This window comes from Halioglobus sp. Uisw_031, from assembly GCF_047729875.1.
GTDB lineage: Bacteria > Pseudomonadota > Gammaproteobacteria > Pseudomonadales > Halieaceae > Marimicrobium.
This window is the reverse complement of record NZ_CP159826.1, coordinates 2,446,720-2,466,261: the sequence shown is the minus strand read 5'-3', so window position 1 is coordinate 2,466,261 and position 19,542 is coordinate 2,446,720. Positions and strand designations below refer to the sequence as shown.

General features: G+C 51.3%; 19 protein-coding genes. 18 read left to right on the top strand and 1 reads right to left on the bottom strand.

What is annotated here, in order from left to right; translation table 11 throughout:
- The first annotated feature begins 11 nt into the window (after positions 1–11).
- The 16 genes from hscA to ABXT62_RS11095 all read left to right on the top strand — a co-directional run bounded on the left by hscA (position 12) and on the right by ABXT62_RS11095 (position 15,270).
- A complete protein-coding gene (gene hscA / locus ABXT62_RS11170; protein WP_415355368.1) occupies positions 12–1,895 on the top strand; it encodes a Fe-S protein assembly chaperone HscA in 1,884 nt (627 codons plus the stop codon).
- On the top strand, positions 1,892–2,230 hold the full coding sequence (gene fdx / locus ABXT62_RS11165; protein WP_415355367.1) for an ISC system 2Fe-2S type ferredoxin: 339 nt from the start codon (positions 1,892–1,894) through the stop codon (positions 2,228–2,230). The genes hscA and fdx overlap by 4 nt, the downstream gene beginning before the upstream one ends.
- Before the next feature lie 13 nt (positions 2,231–2,243).
- On the top strand, positions 2,244–2,438 hold the full coding sequence (gene iscX, locus ABXT62_RS11160) for a Fe-S cluster assembly protein IscX (protein WP_415355366.1): 195 nt from the start codon (positions 2,244–2,246) through the stop codon (positions 2,436–2,438).
- A 261-nt stretch (positions 2,439–2,699) separates the two neighbouring features.
- Positions 2,700–3,125 (top strand): nucleoside-diphosphate kinase, encoded by a 426-nt coding sequence (gene ndk / locus ABXT62_RS11155; RefSeq protein ID WP_415355365.1) that lies wholly within the window; start codon positions 2,700–2,702, stop codon positions 3,123–3,125.
- 24 nt (positions 3,126–3,149) lie between these two features.
- Positions 3,150–4,304, top strand: a complete 1,155-nt coding sequence (gene rlmN, locus ABXT62_RS11150) for a 23S rRNA (adenine(2503)-C(2))-methyltransferase RlmN (RefSeq protein ID WP_415355364.1) — start codon at positions 3,150–3,152, stop codon at positions 4,302–4,304.
- Positions 4,305–4,342: 38 nt separating this feature from the next.
- Complete coding sequence (pilW, locus tag ABXT62_RS11145; RefSeq protein WP_415355363.1) at positions 4,343–5,095, top strand: type IV pilus biogenesis/stability protein PilW; 753 nt, start codon at positions 4,343–4,345, stop codon at positions 5,093–5,095.
- Position 5,096: 1 nt separating this feature from the next.
- Positions 5,097–5,579 carry a helix-turn-helix domain-containing protein gene (locus ABXT62_RS11140; protein WP_415355362.1) on the top strand — a complete coding sequence of 161 codons (483 nt, stop codon included), beginning with the start codon at positions 5,097–5,099 and terminating at the stop codon, positions 5,577–5,579.
- Positions 5,576–6,706 carry a flavodoxin-dependent (E)-4-hydroxy-3-methylbut-2-enyl-diphosphate synthase gene (ispG, locus tag ABXT62_RS11135; protein ID WP_415355361.1) on the top strand — a complete coding sequence of 377 codons (1,131 nt, stop codon included), beginning with the start codon at positions 5,576–5,578 and terminating at the stop codon, positions 6,704–6,706. Before ABXT62_RS11140 ends, ispG begins: the two co-directional genes overlap by 4 nt.
- A gap of 27 nt (positions 6,707–6,733) precedes the next feature.
- Positions 6,734–8,017 (top strand): histidine--tRNA ligase, encoded by a 1,284-nt coding sequence (gene hisS, locus ABXT62_RS11130; protein WP_415355360.1) that lies wholly within the window; start codon positions 6,734–6,736, stop codon positions 8,015–8,017.
- Positions 8,018–8,041: 24 nt separating this feature from the next.
- Positions 8,042–8,788, top strand: a complete 747-nt coding sequence (locus tag ABXT62_RS11125; RefSeq protein ID WP_415355359.1) for a YfgM family protein — start codon at positions 8,042–8,044, stop codon at positions 8,786–8,788.
- 4 nt (positions 8,789–8,792) lie between these two features.
- Complete coding sequence (gene bamB / locus ABXT62_RS11120; protein WP_415355358.1) at positions 8,793–9,971, top strand: outer membrane protein assembly factor BamB; 1,179 nt, start codon at positions 8,793–8,795, stop codon at positions 9,969–9,971.
- The gene (gene der / locus ABXT62_RS11115) at positions 9,968–11,383 is read left to right on the top strand and encodes a ribosome biogenesis GTPase Der (protein ID WP_415355357.1); all 1,416 of its coding nucleotides are present in this window, start codon (positions 9,968–9,970) and stop codon (positions 11,381–11,383) included. Before bamB ends, der begins: the two co-directional genes overlap by 4 nt.
- Positions 11,384–11,387: 4 nt before the next feature.
- The gene (locus tag ABXT62_RS11110; protein ID WP_415355356.1) at positions 11,388–11,798 is read left to right on the top strand and encodes a group III truncated hemoglobin; all 411 of its coding nucleotides are present in this window, start codon (positions 11,388–11,390) and stop codon (positions 11,796–11,798) included.
- A 101-nt stretch (positions 11,799–11,899) separates the two neighbouring features.
- Positions 11,900–12,526, top strand: a complete 627-nt coding sequence (locus tag ABXT62_RS11105; RefSeq protein ID WP_415355355.1) for a c-type cytochrome — start codon at positions 11,900–11,902, stop codon at positions 12,524–12,526.
- A 12-nt stretch (positions 12,527–12,538) separates the two neighbouring features.
- Positions 12,539–13,750 carry a cytochrome-c peroxidase gene (locus tag ABXT62_RS11100; RefSeq protein ID WP_415355354.1) on the top strand — a complete coding sequence of 404 codons (1,212 nt, stop codon included), beginning with the start codon at positions 12,539–12,541 and terminating at the stop codon, positions 13,748–13,750.
- Positions 13,747–15,270 carry a parallel beta-helix domain-containing protein gene (locus tag ABXT62_RS11095; RefSeq protein ID WP_415355353.1) on the top strand — a complete coding sequence of 508 codons (1,524 nt, stop codon included), beginning with the start codon at positions 13,747–13,749 and terminating at the stop codon, positions 15,268–15,270. Before ABXT62_RS11100 ends, ABXT62_RS11095 begins: the two co-directional genes overlap by 4 nt.
- Before the next feature lie 78 nt (positions 15,271–15,348).
- On the opposite strand, the gene ABXT62_RS11090 is transcribed toward ABXT62_RS11095, so the two are convergent.
- Positions 15,349–16,827, bottom strand: coding sequence for a hypothetical protein (locus ABXT62_RS11090; protein WP_415355352.1), 1,479 nt, complete (start codon positions 16,825–16,827; stop codon positions 15,349–15,351).
- A gap of 118 nt (positions 16,828–16,945) precedes the next feature.
- Here ABXT62_RS11090 and ABXT62_RS11085 point away from each other — a divergent pair, with 118 nt between their 5' ends.
- Complete coding sequence (locus tag ABXT62_RS11085) at positions 16,946–17,419, top strand: hypothetical protein (RefSeq protein WP_415355351.1); 474 nt, start codon at positions 16,946–16,948, stop codon at positions 17,417–17,419.
- 149 nt (positions 17,420–17,568) lie between these two features.
- Positions 17,569–19,260, top strand: coding sequence for a thiamine pyrophosphate-binding protein (locus ABXT62_RS11080; RefSeq protein ID WP_415355350.1), 1,692 nt, complete (start codon positions 17,569–17,571; stop codon positions 19,258–19,260).
- Positions 19,261–19,542 lie beyond the last annotated feature (282 nt).

Sequence of the window (19,542 nt, the reverse complement as noted above, 5' to 3'; positions counted from 1 at the left end):
CAGGATCAATCATGGCGCTACTAAACATCGCCGAGCCGGGACAGTCCCCTCTTCCGCACCAGATAAAGCGGGCAATTGGTATTGACCTCGGTACGACGAACTCCCTGGTTGCTACGGTGCGGGCCGGCAGCGCAGCTATCCTACCCGACGAGAAAGGCGTGATGATGCTGCCTTCGGTGGTTAATTATACCGATGCACAGATGCCACGTGTAGGCGCCGGCGCATTGGCTTTGGCTGCCCAACACCCCGCCGACACCCTTATGTCGGTAAAGCGCTTTATGGGTCGTGGGAGCCGTGATGCGATTGGAGACGCGCAGCGTTCTCATTATCGCCTCGCTGAGGGCGAAGAAGGTCTGGTGCGTTTTATGACCAGTAGTGGTGAGCGTAGCCCAGTTGAAGTTTCGGCAGATATTCTACGCGTGTTGCATAAGCGTGCGTTGGCAACTCTGGGTGGTGAGATTGATGGTGCGGTGATTACAGTGCCGGCCTACTTCGACGAGCCACAGCGCCAGGCCACCAAGGATGCGGCAACGCTTGTCGGATTGCGTGTGTTACGGCTGATGAATGAGCCTACCGCTGCAGCAGTGGCTTACGGACTGGATTCTGCAGAGCAGGGTGTCATAGCGGTCTATGACCTCGGGGGCGGAACCTTTGACATTTCCATTTTGCGCTTGCACAAGGGTGTATTTGAAGTGCTGGCGACCGGTGGCGACACCGCTTTGGGCGGCGATGATCTTGATGCTGCCCTCGCAGAGTGGGTCTTACAGCAGTGTGGGTCACCGTCCCTCGCGCCTGGTCAGTACCGGCAGCTTCAGGCTGCTGCACGCGCGGCAAAGGAGAGACTATCTGATGAGGTGGCGGTTGATCTTGACCTGACCGGAGTGCTGCCCTCGGGTGGGGCGGTTCGAGTGACGCGAGAAGATTTTGAGAGCTTGATTCAACCCCTCGTCAAACGAACATTGGGCGCCTGCCGTCGCTGTCTGCGCGATGCGGAACTGGATGCCGGCATCGATAACATCGTCATGGTAGGCGGCTCCACGCGGGTGCCCCTCGTGCGCGAGGCCGTCGCTGAATTTTTTCAGCGCCCTCCGCTGGTGGATATTGATCCTGATCAGGTTGTGGCATTGGGGGCTGCTATTCAGGCAGATATTCTGGTCGGCAATCGTCCCGATGGCGACCTCTTGCTATTGGACGTCATCCCGCTGTCATTGGGTATTGAAACGATGGGCGGCTTAGTAGAGAAAATCGTTCCACGTAACACCACTATCCCGGTGAGTCGCGCTCAGGAATTTACAACCTACAAAGACGGGCAGACTGCGCTGGCGATACATATCGTTCAGGGCGAACGGGAAATGGTCAGTGACTGTCGCTCCCTCGCGCACTTCGAGTTGCGCGGTATTCCTCCAATGGTGGCGGGCGCCGCGAGAATTAAAGTGACATTTCAGGTTGATGCGGATGGTTTGCTCAATGTGTCCGCTTGCGAAGAAATTACGGGTTCACAGACCAGTGTCACGATAAAGCCGTCATTTGGATTGACTGATGATGAGATCACTACCATGTTGCAGGCCTCCTTTAGTCATGCAGTTGAAGATAAACTTGCGCGCCAACTCGCTGAGCAGCGCCTGGCGGGATGGCAGTTGCTCGAAGGGCTGAAATCTGCTCTCGCGGCAGATGGCGAGGCCTTATTAAGCGAAGAAGACCGTGAGGCAATTACTGTCCCAATGACTGAGTTACGAGCGCTGCTAGAGGGTCAAGATACAGATGCCATACGCACGCTGACGGAGCGTCTGGGACGTCAAAGCGAAACATTCGCTAGCCGGCGAATGGACAAGAGTATTCGGGAGGCTCTGGCGGGAATGTCGCTGGATGCTCTCGACGATGAGGTGATGCAATGACGAAAATAGTAGTGCTGCCCAATGAGAGCTTATGTCCCGAGGGGATTGTGATTGAGGCTCTACCTGGAGAGAACATATGCCGTGCGTTGTTGCGTCATCATGTCGAGATCGAGCATGCCTGTGAACTTTCCTGCGCCTGCACCACATGCCATGTCATTGTGCGAGAGGGTTATGACTCACTGGAGGCGCCTGATGAATTGGAAGATGACTATCTGGATATGGCGTGGGGCCTAGAGCCAGACTCGCGCCTCAGTTGCCAGGCTGTTGTCGGTGAAGATGACCTGGTCGTTGAAATTCCACGCTACACCATCAATATGGTATCAGAGCAACATTGACCGGAGAGCGTTTATGCAGTGGACTGACATTACTGACATCGCCATCGAATTGCTGGAGGCCCACCCTGATGTGGACCCTTTGTCCGTTAACTTTGTGGACCTGCGCAATTGGGTAATGGCATTGCAGGACTTCGATGATGAGCCCGGCCGTTGTGGCGAGAAGGTCCTAGAGGCGATTCAGGGCGCCTGGATTGAAGAGTTAGAGTAGTCATTATTAGCACTTCTGTCTTTTTGCCCGAATGTCTGTGCTCCCCTCCCCAGCAGCACTTTCACTACAGCGCTATTGCGGCCTTTACGCCAGCGGCAGTGGCTGCATAAGCTGTAATTTGTCTTATTTGTCCTGCCGATTTGTAACGCGCTGATTTAAAAGAAAAAGAATCTTCCCCCTAACCGTGTTTGCAGGTGAAACGGCGGCCCAAAATCCGTATAATTACGCGCTTTCAATAGTGAAATTATCTGGAGAGTCACCATGGCTGTAGAACGGACCCTGTCTATCATGAAGCCCGACGCGGTTGGCAAAAATATTATTGGCAAGATTTACTCGAGATTCGAAGCTAATGGATTACACATCGTAGCCTCCAGAATGTTGCGTTTGAGTGATACCGTCGCCGGTGGTTTCTATGCTGAGCACAAGGAGCGTCCCTTCTTTCCTGCTCTGATTGAGTTTATGACATCTGGCCCCGTTGTTGTGCAAGTGCTGGAGGGTGAGGGCGCTATCGCAAAGAACCGCGAATTAATGGGTGCGACCAATCCGACGGAAGCGGCCGAGGGCACTATTCGAGCAGATTTTGCATCATCGATAGACGCTAATGCGGTGCATGGTTCCGATTCCCCCGAGTCTGCTGCGCGCGAAATTGCTTATTTTTTCGCCTCCAGCGAACTCTGCGAGCGCTAGGCTCTAGGCGCCCGGCTGCTCCCCATGACTGCTTCTACTGCGATTCCTCCGATCGGCCCGCAACACGCCAAGATCAATTTGATGGGGTTGTCGCGGCTACAGATGGAGCAATTCTTTCTGGACCTGGGTGAAAAAAAGTTTCGCGCACACCAGATTTTGAAGTGGATACATCATGCCGGCATCACCCAAATCGAGGAGATGTCTAACCTGGGTAAGGCGCTGAGGGAGAAGCTTATGGAGGTCGCCGAAGTGCGGCCGCCTGAGATCGTCAGCCAGCAGGACTCCAGTGATGGCACGCGCAAGTGGGCAATACGAGTCGAGGGCGGCGGCCTGGTAGAGACAGTGTTGATTCCTGCAGGTAATCGCGCCACGCTGTGTGTTTCTTCTCAGGTAGGCTGCGCTCTGGATTGTAGCTTTTGCTCTACTGGCAAGCAGGGCTTTCAGAGAGATTTAAGCGCAGCTGAGATCATTGGTCAGGTGTGGTTAGCGATAAAGTCTTACGATGGATTCAAGCCCGGCGACCGACGTATCGTGACGAATGTCGTGATGATGGGCATGGGGGAGCCTCTGCTGAATTTTGATAACGTGGTGGCGGCGATGGATCTCATGCTTGAGGACCTAGCCTACGGTTTGTCCAAGCGTCGCGTGACATTGAGTACGTCCGGCGTCGTTCCCGCGTTGGATAGGTTGGCCGCGGTCAGCGAGGTGTCCCTAGCTGTCTCCCTGCACGCGCCGAATGATGCATTACGTAATCAACTGGTGCCAATCAACCGCAAGTATCCTATTGCCGTCTTGCTTGAGAGTTGCCGTAATTATATGGCGGCCCAAAGCGATAAAAATCGGGTGGTGACGATAGAATATACACTGATTGAAGGGGTCAATGATCAGCGCGAACAGGCTCTGGAACTGGCAGAATTGCTGCGCGACGTGCCCTGTAAAATCAACCTGATTCCTTTCAATACGTTCGCACAGTCCGAGTATCAGCGTCCCAGTGGCAATGCGGTATCACGCTTCTGGCAAGTGTTGATTGATGCGGGCTACATTGTCACGATCAGAACTACGCGTGGAGATGATATCAATGCCGCCTGTGGCCAATTAGTGGGTGAAGTAGTGGATCGCACTAGCCGCAGTAGCCGTTATCGCGCAGCGACTGATGCTCAAATAATTTCAGTGGGGTAAGCATGTTGTTTCAGATGCCGATCAGATTGAAAACGTGTGTGTCTCAGTTGGTTCTGCTGTTAGCGTGTATTGTATTGGGCGGCTGTATCTCAACGACTACGGGTGGTTTTAGCGAGGACGCATCGCCCCAAAGAGCTCTGGACACACGCGTAGCGTTGGCGCGTGATTATATTGGAGCGGGTAATTGGGTTGCCGCTAAGCGTAATCTTGACCTGGCCATGCAGATCGATGACGATAATGCCGAGATTTACGAGGCCTTTGCCCTAGTCTTCCAAAGTACCGGCGAGTATGAACTCGCTGAGAAGAACTTTAAAAAATCGATACGTTTGGATGGAAAATGTTCTCGCTGCCGTAATAACTACGCGGCTTTCTTGTACAGCCAGGAACGCTATGAAGAGGCGGAAAAGCAGCTAGACGACGTTATTCAGGACACACTGTATTCGGGGCGTCCCAATGCGTTTGTGAATTTAGGCTTATGTCGGATAAAATTATTCGATATGCAGGGAGCCGAAGAGGCCTTTGTACGTGCTTTGGCTATGGACCGCACTAATCAGGTGGCGTTGCTGGAAGTCGCGCAGATGCGGTTTGATGCGGGAGATTATCCGACTGCGAACAAGTACTATGGTACTTATCGAAGTGTGGCCCCCCAACAGTCAGCTCGGGGCTTATTGTTGGGCATTCGTTTGGCCCGCATTAATAGCGATCGAAATTCGGAAGCGAGTTATGTGTTGTCCCTGAGTAGCCGATTTCCGAGCTCTATCGAATATGAAGCTTATAAACGGACTAAATGAAGTGACTGTCAATACAGCACAGCTCGACGCCTTTGCGACTCCCGGATCGCTGTTAAGAACGGCAAGGGAAAAACAAGGTATGACCGAACGTGAAGCGGCCGATCGTCTGAATTTAATGCCTAACTATGTGGGGATTCTGGAACGAGATGACTACACGTCTTTGCGCAGCCCGCCTTTCGCACGCGGCTATGTGAAAGCCTATGGACGGATGTTAGGTCTGCATGAAGAAACCTTGATGTCCGTATTTGATCAGACCACCGTGATTGCGCCGATTAAAAATGAGAAACGCAAGGATACGAGGCCTTTGCAATTACAACGAACAGGCCTAGGTGTTGTGATCGGCCTAGGGGTGCTGCTGCTGTTGGTGGTTTTACTGTGGTGGTCTAGGGAGGATAGTGCCGAGTTGTCCTTGTCTAAGTCGAATAGGGATGCCCCGCTGTTTTATCGCGACGCATTGCAGTTCGAAGCTAGAGGTGATGAATGAAAATTGAATCTCCTATCAAGCGCAGAGTTTCCCGACAGATATTTGTCGGCAATGTGCCAGTCGGCGGTGATGCGCCAATCAGCGTGCAAAGTATGACCAATACGGATACTTGCGATGTGGCGTCTACAGTCGCTCAGGTGCTTGCGATCGCTGATGCGGGTGCCGATATGGTCAGGATATCAGTACCCAGTATGGAGGCGGCCGAAGCGTTTAGACGGATTCGTGAACAGGTCACAGTGCCACTGATTGCCGACATCCATTTTGACCACAAGATTGCGCTTAAGGTTATTGAGTACGGCGTCGATTGCTTGCGGATTAATCCGGGCAACATAGGCCGAGACAGTAAAGTGCGTGCGGTCATAGACAGTGCGCGTGATAAAAGTATTCCGATCCGTATAGGCGTGAATGCAGGATCTCTGGGTAAAGATTTGCAGCGCAAGTATGGTGAACCTACACCTGAGGCGCTGGTAGAGTCGGCCATGCACCATGTCGATATCCTAGACAAGCTTAACTACCCAGAATTCAAGGTGAGTGTGAAAGCGTCAGGTGTGTTTATGGCAGTCGCGGCATACCGCTTGCTGGCTAAGCAGATTGACCAACCTCTACATTTGGGGATTACTGAGGCCGGTGGCTTACGTGGTGGGACAGTCAAGTCCGCTGTCGGGCTAGGCATGCTGCTGATGGATGGCATCGGTGATACCCTGCGCGTTTCTCTGGCGGCAGACCCGGTTGAGGAAGTTAAAGTCGGTTTTGATATTTTGAAAAGTCTGCAGTTGCGTGCTAACGGCATCAATTTTATTGCGTGTCCAAGTTGCTCGAGGCAGAATTTCGATGTGGTGGCCACGATGAATATTCTAGAGCAGCGTCTGGAGGATATTCGTACACCGATGGATGTTGCCGTTATCGGTTGCATCGTCAACGGGCCTGGTGAAGCGCGCGAAGCGGATGTAGGGCTAACCGGTGCTAGCCCTAATAACTTGATCTACGTCGATGGAGAGCCGCATCACAAGATCAGCAATGAAGACTTTGTCGACCACCTCGAAGAGGTGATTCGAGCGCGTGCAACTGATTTAGAAAAACTTCGTGTCGCACAGGAAGAACAATTGATTGCGAAATCATCGACATGATTGACGGCGTCCTAGGCGGGAGAAGTTGTGAGTGAAATAGCGGCCATTCGCGGGATGAGCGATATACTGCCGGATGAGACACCGCGCTGGCAGTTTTTGGAGCGCACGGTGGCTAGCGTTCTGGCCGCGTATGGCTATGGCGAGATACGCCTGCCCGTGGTGGAAAAAACGGCGCTGTTCAAGCGTTCGATCGGCGAAGTCACGGATATTGTTGAGAAAGAGATGTACACCTTTGATGATCGCAATGGCGACAGTATGGCGCTGCGTCCGGAAGGAACGGCGGGCTGTGTGCGGGCCGCAATTCAGCAGGGAATACTCAATACCCCTCGGCGCCTTTGGTATACGGGTCCCATGTTTCGCTACGAGCGGCCACAGAAGGGTCGGCAGCGGCAGTTTCATCAGACGGGTGTAGAGTCGTTTGGTGTCGCCACGCCCGATATGGACGCAGAGCTAATAGTGTTATGTGCCAGATTATGGAGGCGGCTTGGTCTCACAGATTGTGTTGAGTTACAGATAAATTCCATTGGGAATGCCGAGGCGCGTAAAGCCTACCGGGATGCCCTGGTCGATTATCTTCAGGGGCACTTAGATGCGCTTGATGAAGACAGTCAGCGCCGCCTACACAGCAATCCATTGCGTATTTTGGACAGTAAGAGTCCCCAAACTCAGGCGATACTGGATGGTGGGCCTACACTGACAGATTTTCTCGATGAAGAGGCGAATACCGATTTCGCGCGCCTGTGTGAACTTCTAGATGCAGCCGGAGTGGCCTATGTGGTCAACAGACGGCTTGTGCGGGGTCTGGATTATTATAACAAGACAGTGTTTGAGTGGGTGACTGACCGACTTGGAGCGCAGGGTACCGTCTGTGCGGGTGGTCGCTATGACGGCCTGGTGAAGCAACTGGGTGGCAAGCCCACTCCGGCGGTTGGGTTTGCCATGGGCATGGAGCGCTTAGTACTGTTGTTAGCAGAGCAAGGCGTGGTAGCGGATGCCGCAACTGTTGATGTGTATGTGGTTGCTGTTGGAAGTGATGCAGAACTGATGGCGTTGGTATCTACTGAGCGTGTTCGTGAGGAGAATCCGCGGTTGCGCATTATGCAACACGCGGGAGGTGGTAGTTTTAAAAGCCAGATGAAAAAGGCCGATAAGAGCGGTGCCCGTGTTGCTCTTATCTGGGGTGAGGATGAAGTGGCGGCGCACGCGGTCACGATTAAGTCGTTGCGTGAGGGCGATGGCGAGCGGCTCGAGCAGAGTACCGTGCCACTCGGAGAATTGGATTCGACATTGTGCGCAGCACTTGCGCCTTGAGATTGTGTAAGAGGAAAAAATAACGTGGAAGAATATCGTACCGAAGAAGAACAGGTTGAAGCGCTGCGCCGCTGGTGGCAAGAAAATGGCCGATCCATCATCGCAGCGGTGATTATCGCGCTAGCTGCGAGCTTCTCCTGGCAGACCTGGGAGTCCAGTCAGGAGGGTCATCAAGAAGAGGCTTCCACTGTGTACGAGGCGATGCTGCGGGCTATTGGCGTCGGGGAGGCTTCGGTCAACGCGCAAACGGGTGTTAATCTAGCGGAGCAGCTCAAGCAAAATTTTGACGGAACCATCTACGCTCAGTTTGCTGCGCTGCATCTCGCCGCGTTGGCAGTTAATCGGGGCGAGCTTCCGAAAGCAGAGGACGAGCTCCGCTGGGTGCTAGGTAAGGCTGCAAAGGGAAGTGATGCTGAGCAGGTTACTCAGTTGAGGCTAGCCCGTGTGTTGGCTTCGTCGGGCGATACTGCGCAGGCGCTGGCCATTCTAGAAGATGCCGCGCCAGGGCCCTATGGGGCCTCCTACGCTGCTGCTCGTGGCGATATCCTGCAGTCTACCGGTCGTGCGGACGAAGCACGGGATGCCTATATGCAAGCATTAGCACAAGCGGGCAGTAACCAGGAAGGACTGAACTTTTCGGTATTGCAACAAAAGCTGCAAAGCCTTACGCCCGTAGCTGCTCGTGATCTCAAAGAGACCGTGAGTGGGCCGTTGGATATGTCTGAGCAGGTGCCTGCTATAACCGACCCTGTCGAAACCTTGGAGCAATAACATCATGCGGCAAATATCCCGGTACCTACTCTTGTTCACTATGATGTTTAGCATCGCCGGTTGCAGTACTATTTCAGGGTGGTTCGACTCAGATGATGATGACCCAATGGCACCGATGGCACTGTCAGATATTACCGAAACGGTGAAGATTAAAGAGCTGTGGTCAGTCGGAGTTGGTGATGGGCAAGGCGATGGATTTTATCGTTTGCAGCCTGCCATTAGCGGTGAGGTTATTTACGCGGCGTCCGCCGATGGCGAGGTCGTGGCCGTGGACCGTAAGCGGGGTAAGACACTGTGGGAGGTTGACCTTGATCTTTCTTTGTCTGGTGGAGTGGGGGTATACAAAGATGTCCTATTGCTCGGTAGTAGTGAGGGCCTTGTCCTGAAGTTGGATGCCAACACTGGCGAGCAGCTTTGGACGACGATGCTGACGGGAGAAATTTTGTCACCGCCACAGGCTAATGGCAAGGTGGTTGTTGCCCAGACCTACAACGGTAAATTACAAGGCCTTGATTTCGCTACAGGACAGCTGCTCTGGACCTATAACAGCAAAGTTCCGGTGTTGACCATTCGTGGTACTAGCGTGCCCATAATGGAAAATAATCGGGTTTATGCGGGGTTTGCCAATGGCCGAGTAATGGCGTTCGATGCTCAGACTGGTTCTATTGTTTGGGATGGGCGCGTGGCTATTCCTCAGGGCCGTTCTGAAATTGAGCGGATTGTTGATGTTGATGGGACCATGGAGTTGGCGGGGAATGAACTGTATGCAGTCAGCTACCAAGGCAGCGTCGTAGCGATCGATGTCGAAAGTGGGCGTAAGATTTGGCAGCAGAAGGCGTCTTCCTTCTCCGGCGTCTCTCTGGGATTTGGCAACGTTTATGCCGCTGATGAAGACGGTACTTTGAACGCATTTATGCGTAATGGCGAAGGTGTGCGCTGGAGTCAGGGTGCGTTGGGTTATCGTCAGTTATCCAGGCCAACTCCGGTTGGAAGTTATGTAACGGTAGGAGATTTCGAAGGTTATCTGCATGTTCTTTCTCAGGTTGATGGTGATTTTGTCGGTCGGGTCAGGGTGGATAGTGATGGGGTGCGCGCTGATATGTTAAGCGAAGATGGCATTCTTTACGTGTTCGCTAATGACGGCGAACTCGTCGCATATGAGATCACAGCGAAAAACGAATGATACCGGTAATCGCCATTGTAGGTCGCCCCAACGTTGGAAAATCGACACTCTTCAATCAGCTGACGCGCAGCAGGGATGCGCTCGTTGCTAATTATCCCGGCCTGACGCGAGATAGAAAATACGGCGAGTCAAAAATTGGCACACTCCCTTTTATCGTCATAGATACTGGCGGCATTACCGGCGAGGAAGAGGGTGTTGATTCCCCTATGGCTCAGCAGGCCCTCACCGCGATAGAAGAATCAGATGTAGTATTGTTTATGGTGGACGGTCGCGAAGGACTGAATGCTGTAGATCAAGCGTTAGCCGTTAAATTGCGACAGGGGAATAAAGCTTTTCACTTGGTAGTCAACAAGATCGATGGCCTCAACGAGGATATTGCTACCAGCGATTTTTATGCTCTTGGCGTGGACGCTATGTTCGCTATTGCCGCTTCCCATGGTCGTGGTGTGAGCAGCATGATAGAGAAGGTGCTGTCGAAATTCTTAGACCTTGAGGAGGAGTTGGAGCGCGAGCGCTATCCGGACAGTATTCGGGTCGCTATTGTAGGACGCCCCAATGTCGGTAAGTCTACATTGGTGAACCGTCTGCTGGGAGAAGAGCGCGTTGTCGTATTCGATCAACCGGGAACCACCCGTGACAGTATATACATCGATTACGAGCGTGAAGACCAAAAATATACACTGATCGATACCGCTGGGGTAAGACGACGCAAGAATATAAAGATGGTAGTGGAGAAATTCTCCATCGTAAAAACCCTCAAGGCAATAGAAGATGCCCACGTGGTGGTGTTGGTCATGGATGCCCATGAGGGTATTGTGGATCAGGATATGCACTTGCTAGGGCACTGCGTAGACAAAGGTCGTGCTCTGGTACTGGCGGTCAATAAGTGGGACGGTCTTGATTCCGATGAGCGGGACTGGATCAAGAGTGAGCTAGACCGGCGATTGCGCTTTGCCGACTATGCCGATACGCACTTCATCTCAGCGCTGCATGGGACTGGGGTAGGGCATCTCTATAAATCAGTCAATAGCGCGTACGCCTCAGCCACTCGCAAGCTTAATACCAACGTGTTGACGCGGATCCTAGAAGGCGCAGTTTTCGATCATGCTCCACCGATGGTCAATGGCCGACGCATCAAAATGCGCTATGCGCACGCCGGAGGACAAAACCCTCCTCTCATTGTAATCCACGGCAACCAGACCGGTGACGTCCCCAAGAGTTACAAGCGCTATCTGGAAAAAGTGTATTGTCGTGAACTGGACCTGACGGGAACGCCAATACGCATTGAATTTCGCACCAGTGAAAACCCCTTCGCCGACAGGCGCAACAAGTTGACTCAGCGTCAGGTGCAGCGCAAGCGTCGCCTAATGGCGCATGTTACCAAGTCGAAGAAAAGTAAAAAGAACAAATAGCGCCATGATCGCTGGTAATGACAGGCCAGATATGGATTCGAGGGAGAGCATCGATTTCTTTGTAGACCGTTTCTACGAGCGGGTGCTCGCTGATGAGCAGTTGTCGCCGATTTTTGTTGATGTCGCAGAGGTCGACTTGGCAATACATCTGCCCCATATCAAGAACTACTGGCGTAAGTTGCTACTGGGAGAAAAAAAATACCAGCGACATACCATGGATGTCCACCGGAAACTCAACGGCAAGCGCGCACTTCGAGCAGAAGACTTCCAGCGATGGCTGGATTTTTTTAGTGCTACAGCGGACGCACACTTTGCCGGTAAGAGGACTGAGCGCGCGAAGCAGGTGGCTAAAAAAATTGCTGCCAATATGGAGCAGAGCCTGGGAGCTCGGTCGGATCCCCTTCGCAGTGAGTAATACAGACCCATGCTGCGACTAAAATAATAGTTATAATGAATATTTCGTGGTCTACTTGCCCCTTGCTTGCCGAACCCTATCCTGCACATAGGAGTTGGACCATGAAAAATCTCGCTAGGCTAACGCTTGTCATGAGTCTCCTATGGGTGTCTCTGTTGGTGCAGGCCGATCCCGATGCCGCAGCAAAATATCAGTCCTGTGCCGTCTGCCACGGGGAGGGAGGGCAGGGCAACGTTGAATTGGGTGCGCCGGCATTAGCAGGGCAGGGGGCGCAGTATCTGGAGAGGCAGCTGCAGTATTTTAAGTCAGGCGTTCGTGGCGCCGACCCACGTGATACCCAGGGCCTACAAATGCAAGCGATGGTTGACACGTTGGCAGACGAGGATATTCCTGCTGTCGCGGCTTACCTGTCTGGCCTCCCTCCCGCGGTTCCAGCCGGTGTGCCAAAGGGAGACCTGAAAAATGGAAATAATTATTACCAGTCCAAATGCGGGGCCTGTCACGGTGGTCAAGCGCAAGGCAATTCTGGCTTGAATACACCAGCCCTGTCTATGCTGAATGGCATCTACCTAAAGCAGCAGTTCCAGAGCTTTCAGCAGGGCTTGCGGGGCACACATCCAGAAGATAAGTACGGGCGGCAAATGAAGATGATGTCCAGCAGTCTGCCCACTGATAAAGACCTAGATGATGTCATCGCCTATATTCAATCAATGGCGAAGCCACTGTAACTTTTTGCATAAATGATAACCCGCTTACTCACATTGGTATCCCTTGCACTGATTTTTCCTGTCAGCGTTAGCGCCTCCCCATCAGTGAGTATTGTGTTGCGAGAGAATTGCCCGCCCAGCTTTGAGAAAATGCCTGACGGGGGCTGTAAACTTGTTACGCTCTATGGATTCTATGATTCCGTACAGGGGGCTGGACTGGGTGGAACACAGACATCCTTGCCGCAGCATCGCGATGGTTTTACGCCACAGCAAATTGACCTTGGACGCTATCTTTTTTTCGATCCGGTACTGTCCAAAGACGGTTCTATTTCGTGTGCCAGCTGCCATCACCCGGATCAGGGCTTCAGCGATGACCTGCCGCGCTCAATCGGTATGGGTGGCGAAGAACTCGCCCGCGCCGCACCCTCCCTATGGAACGTCGTATTCCTGAAAAAATTTTTCTGGGACGCCCATGCTGAGACCCTTGAGGCACAGATGCTTGACCCATTGTATGCGCCTAATGAAATGGGCAACACGCCCAATGGCTTACTGGCCACTATTAATAGTATCCCCGCTTATCACGCACTCTTTAAAAAAGCGTATCCGCAGCGAAAGGGAGAGAGCATTGTGCTCGATGAGATTTACCAGTCGCTTGCCGCATTTCAAACCTCGCTTATTTCCTTAAACAGTCGCTACGATCGCTATGCGCATGGATTCCACGCTGCTCTGTCAGAGAATGAGATTGAGGGGCTTAATATTTTTCGTTCATTTGTTGCGCGCTGTGCTGAATGCCATACCCCTCCACTGTTTACTAATCAGCAGATAGCCGTGATTGGTGCGCCAGAACCAGAGGGAATGGCTGTTGATGTCGGTGCACAGAAAACCTTCAAAGAGCCTCGGCTTAAGGCGGGGTTCAAGGTGCCCACCTTGCGTAACATAGATAGGACCGCGCCCTATATGCACTCGGGTAGTTTTGACAGCTTACATGCTGTTGCTGAGTTTTATAATGGAGGCCGAGGTCATGCAGTGCCTGAGGGTGTTGATCTCCAACTACATTGGCATATTTCTTCGCCTGATTTGAGTGACTACGAGCTAGACCGATTGGTCGATTTTATGGGAACCTTGACGGATGAGAGTTTAAAGCCTCAAATACCACAGTGGTTGCCATCCGGATTGACGCCGATCAGTCATAAATCGACCACACACACAGCGATAATAACTACGAAATCGGGAGAGTCGTTATGACTGCAGGGAAAATACTCGGCCTGATCTTGATTTTTTCTGCGTTCGCAGCTGGACTGGTTATTGGAAAAAACAAGAGCTCCGCAGTTGCACCGATCATCACCGCCGTCGGCGGAGGGGCCGCCTACGAGAGCGGCTTTAGCGCTAAGGATAACGAGTTGACGATCAGTGGGAACTCGAAGTCTGTTGCAGGACCACCGATGACGGATGTGGTGGTGGTTGTCAATGATGGCGAATCTATCCAGGCAGCGGTCCACAAGGCTGAGCCGGGCACAACGATTCAGGTCATGCCCGGAACCTACAGTGAAACAGTCTATATAGATAAAGACGGTATCCGTTTGATTGGTATTATCAAGGAGGGGAATCGCGCCGTGTTGGATGGCGAAGGAAAATTGAATGATGCCATTCTTTATTCCGGAAACAACATTGTGGTCGAAAACTTCACCATTACGCGATACAAGGGTAATGGCATCATGAGTCAGGCTGGCAACAACTGGGAGATTCGTAACAACATCATTATAGACACGGGTGTTTATGGCATTTTTCCGCAACTTGGTCAGAACGGTGTTATTGAGCACAACGTAGTCTCTGGCATAGAAGATGCAGCTATTTACGTTGGTATGAGCGACAACGTGCACGTTGCCTACAATGATGTATTTGACAGCGTCGCGGGTATTGAAATCGAAAACAGCCGTCACGCAATTGTGGAGGCAAATCACGTTTACAATAACACCGGCGGCATTCTCGCCTTTATTACTCCCGGTCTTCCCATTAAAACCACTTACGACGTGATCATTCGCAACAACTTTATTATTAGCAACAACCACCCTAATTTTGCTGCGCCGGGATCGACGGTGGCGGGGGTGCCAGCTGGAACCGGGATACTGGTGATGGCAGCTGACGATGTAGTGATTGAAGGCAATATCATTCGGGACAATAAAAATATCGGCATTCTAATAACTGATCATGCGCATGCGGCGAATATTACTTTTGATCCGGAGTCTGATCCAAATTCAGACGGCGTAAAAATCCTAAATAACACCATGATCAACAATGGAGCCGATCCCATTCCAGAGATTAAAGCCTTTATGTTGAGTGAGTTGAATATGGGCAATCCTGATATCGCCAGCATTGGACCTTCGGCCGACAGTTGCATTATCAATCGCCACCGATATGTCGCCGTAGGCATTAAGGGGTTTTCTGAATGTGATTTCACCAACACCAACGGTATTGGCAATTATTTGCTACCACCCGTGCCGCCGCGCGAAATAAAAAGCGAGGATAGGGGGAAGATCGCTTACTTGGGTATCTGCGCTGGATGTCACGCTTACACCGGTCGCCTGATCGGACCCCCCGTGCAGATTATTCAGGCACTTTATATAGATGACCCTCAGGGTATTGCAAACTATATCGCCAGTCCAATCAAGACGCGAGACGATTATCCTGAGATGCCACCGCAGGATTATCTCGACGAAGATACCAGATTGGCGGCGGCGCAGTATATGCTTAAGGTTAAGAACTAGTGCCTCAAAAACGGCGCTGCGGTTTAATCACTCCAGCGGTTCTCTCAAGTTTTTTTATGGCGTCAGTTAACGCATAGCTCAGTCGAATACATTGCCATGTTGGTAACGCTCGTCTTCACCCGCGGCTTGAGTCAGCGCTGCGACATTCGATTTTGTGAAGAAGCCCTCATACCCATGACAACGCTCTACATATTCTGTGATCAGCAGGGAATAGTTGGAGTGCTTTGAGAAAATCTGCTTAAGGTTGGGCGTGTCACTGCATTCGCCCACTACGTGCGCCAAAAAATCGATGCCTTTTTTCTTTAGAGCGTCGACAACGAAATCAATATTTTTCTCACCGCTCGAATGATCGCCATCCTTTATCTCATAGGCTATATGGTGCATTCTGCGGCCATAATTGCGTACAAAGTCTTCCGTCGGCATCGGCGCATTCTCGAAAGAATTGATAAACGACGGTATATTGTTTGCTGTAAAAACTTTCGCCGGCGATTGTTTGTCATTATCGACCTGAGGGTTGCGATTCACGTTGGTAGATGAGTTCTGATCTTTGATGTTGTAGGCGCCCCAAAAATAGTAATTACTCATCGTCAAAAATTCTAGGATTGCATCTTCGCGTTCGCCGGCAAGTATCCGCGTGGCCATGTGGTCAACCCCTAATACCAGTTCAGTGATATTTAGGCTTGCAGCCCTTTCAGCGGCCTGCTCCAACGTCGACTGATCCGCGCCAGAAAGTTGGATTCGCTTGCCGTGCTCGAGTTCTTCCAAGTCGAAGGCATCGTGTGGTGTATAGCCAATTCGATTTCCGGTCATGGCTGAGGGGAAGGTAAAGTTAAAATGTTTATTGGAAAAAAATTCGTTCTCTGTTTCTTTAGGGTAGTGAAACCTGATGCTATGCGACTCAAGTACTTCGCGGGTTGCTTTTAAGTCCTGAGTTGAAAATATTTCACCAATATAGCGCGCATTCGGCTTTCCCCGTGACATCGGGTAGAGCATATTTAAGCGGGTTAGATCGTCTTCAAATGCAGCATGAAGTGGTTCGAGAATGACAAATTTCGGGCGTCCGGAATGTCCATTCAAAAAGTAAAATTTGTGCGTTGCATTTTGATAGACGTCACTTAGCCGATAGGGCGTCATCAGGTAGAGTTCTTCGATGTAAGCGATCGCGTCTCCTGTGTCGACTTGCACGACTAACGCACAGATGCCGCCGAGGAGATCGTCGAGGCCACTACTTTGGCGTCGCTCATAGATGCGCGCAAGATAATCATGAAAATACTCGGAATTCTTCTTGTCACCCAGAGGCTTGTATTTATTGATGTCTAGAGTCATGGGGTAAGTCCTTCGTTCTTCAGGTAATTTTTTAGTCGAGCATGCGATGTCGGTAACCCGACCATCAGAGAGCTTCGATCCGCGAATCTCCAGATGTACACTAAGTTTGAACCTGTTGAGAGAAATCTTCCAGAAGAAAAGAACAAAAGTGCGATTAACGTAAGATTCTAGTAAAAGAGGCTGATGCCTCCTTTTATTGATGGTTCGGCCGTTGACTTGTGTTAGTCGCATGCTACGATCACCCAGCTGGGCTTAATTAATGCGGTGGGTGAGTATTCTTTCCAATCCAAGGATGCTATATCTGCACGGAGCAGCTACAAAGCTGTAAGACCTTAACCAGGAATCAATAATGAAACGACTCTTTTTGTGCGCTATCTCCATGCTATTGTTCACCGGGTCGGCGCTAGCCAACTCTACACTCACCATTACTCATGGGCCGACACCAGCGCCCACGCTTCTCGATCTGGGAGAGCCTGGTGATTCAGTCGGTGATGTGCGAATCTGGAGGTTTAGTGCCAAGTCGTCTGATAATCGAGCTGTAATGATGGATTGGTTGATGACTACCACTGGGTATGCCGAGCATACGAGTGAGTTGGAGAGCCGCGTAACGCTTTCTGTGGTTTCTTTCGATGACGAAGGCAAAGACACGATCCAGCTTCAGGGCGTTGGTTTGTACCCGATCACTGGATCTACGTTAAAAAGTGAAGTCACGCTTGAGCGTGCAGTAATTGGAGGCACCGGCCAATATGCAGGCGCCAGTGGTGCTGTTACATCCACTCATTTGACTGACGGTTCCTGGCGGCATGTGTTTAATCTTGACTAACTGTGCTGCACAGAAAAAGTTCGTCAAGTGACTCACTGGTTCAGAAAACTCCAGCCCGGTGCAAATGTGCCTGCAGCCGGAAAAATCGCACCCCAGGGCCAGTGTGCGGGGATTAATTTTCAACGATGGATACCAAAGAAGAGATCTGTATGTCTAAAAGTGTGACTACCGTAGGATCGTATCTGGCTTCGCGATTGGAGGAAATCGGCGTACAACATTACTTTGGTGTTCCTGGAGATTTCAATCTCGTTTTGCTGGATCAGATGCTGGAGAATGAGCGCCTTCAGATGATCTCCTGCTGCAATGAACTGAATGCTGGATATGCCGCCGATGGTTATGCCAGAGCGACAGGAGGTCCGAGCGCTGTATTTGTCACCTATAGTGTGGGTGGCTTGAGTCTGCTTAACGCGATAGCAGGCGCTTATGCGGAAGATTTGCCGGTGATTGCTGTGTCAGGAGGGCCTAATACAAATTCAGAAGCGGAATTCGAAACGTTGCACCATACGCTGGGCGTCCTGGATTATGATTATCCGCGTGCGATGTTTGCGAAAGTGACAGCGGAAGCAATTACCATTCGAGACCCTCGTGAAGCACCCCAGCAAATCGACCATGCTATTCAGACAGCACTTCGATTTCGCAAGCCCGTTTATATAGAGATTGCCTGTAATATCGCTTCGGCCATTACGTCAGAACCGACGGCACGATCATTCGGCGGCCCTACGTCGAGTGATCCACTTTCGCTTAAGTGTGCGGTAGAGAAAGCGGCAGAATTACTCAATGCCGCGATTAAACCTGTTTTGGTGTCCGGTGTTAAGCTTCGTGCTTTTGCGGCAGAATCACAGTTTCATAAACTGGCAGACCAGTCCGGTTATGCGGTTGCTAGTATGCCTAACGCGAAAAGCTTTTTTGACGAGCAACACCCACATTATATGGGAACGTACTGGGGGCCTGTAGGTTCTCCTGGCTGTGGTGAAATTGTCGAATCTGCAGACCTCTGTCTCTTTGCTGGGCCAATGTTCACTGACTATTCAACGGCAGGGCATGCGACGCTGGTCGATCCGAAAAAAATGATCCAAGCCCTTGCCAATAGTGTTGTCTTTCCCGGCCAGACTTTTAGTAATGTCAAATTGGCAGAATTTCTTGAGCATCTTGCCGTGGAGTTAAAGCCTAACAACACTGCACTCGCTGCCTACAAGCGGATTCAAGAGGACGCCACTGCTTTAACGCCAGGTGTGCCAGAGACGCCCCTTTCGACTCGTCAATTGTTTGCAAGGATTCAGCAGATGTTGACGCCGGACTCCACGGTGCTGGCTGAGACTGGAGATTCCTGGTTTAACGGGATGCAACTCGAACTTCCAACCGGATCGCGATTTGAAGTACAGATGCAGTATGGGTCGATTGGTTGGTCGGTTGGGGCCACTCTTGGTTACAGTATCGGCGCGCCAGATCGTCGGCCGATTGCTTTGATCGGCGATGGATCATTTCAATTAACGGCGCAAGAAGTGTCTACGATTATTCGTTATGGACTGAAACCTATTATCTTTGTAATGAATAATGGTGGATATACCATCGAAGTGGAAATACATGATGGCCCGTATAATACGATCAAAAATTGGAATTATGCTGATTTAGTTAATGTGTTTAATGCAGACGATGGTAATGGTTGCAGTTTTAAGGCGGCAACAGAGGGCGAGCTCGACGATGCCATTAAAGCGGCCGTGTCGCATGATGGTCCGGTTCTGATTGAAGTCCTTATAGATCGTGACGATTGTAACAAGAACCTTCTAGTCTGGGGTGGGCACGTGGGAAAGAATAATGGTCGCCCCCCCCGATCGAGATAAGTCTAAACGCATGACCGGCGATCTACTCTCGTCGCTAAAGGGCCATCAACAACCGCCAGAAGAAATATTTTATCTTCGATAGTCCGTCAGGCTGTGTCTGTTCTCTCCGAGTGAGTTTGGCCTCAGTCAGTGCTGCCTAGTTTTCGATCGACAATCGGTTCGTTGGCGTTCGAATTGGGTGATGAGCAGATAGTGGACCAGGTCCGACGTGATTTTAAGCATTCAATCCCTTATGTCTAGACTGGCAAAGAGCTGTGGTTTTTCATGCCGTTGGGAAATAGT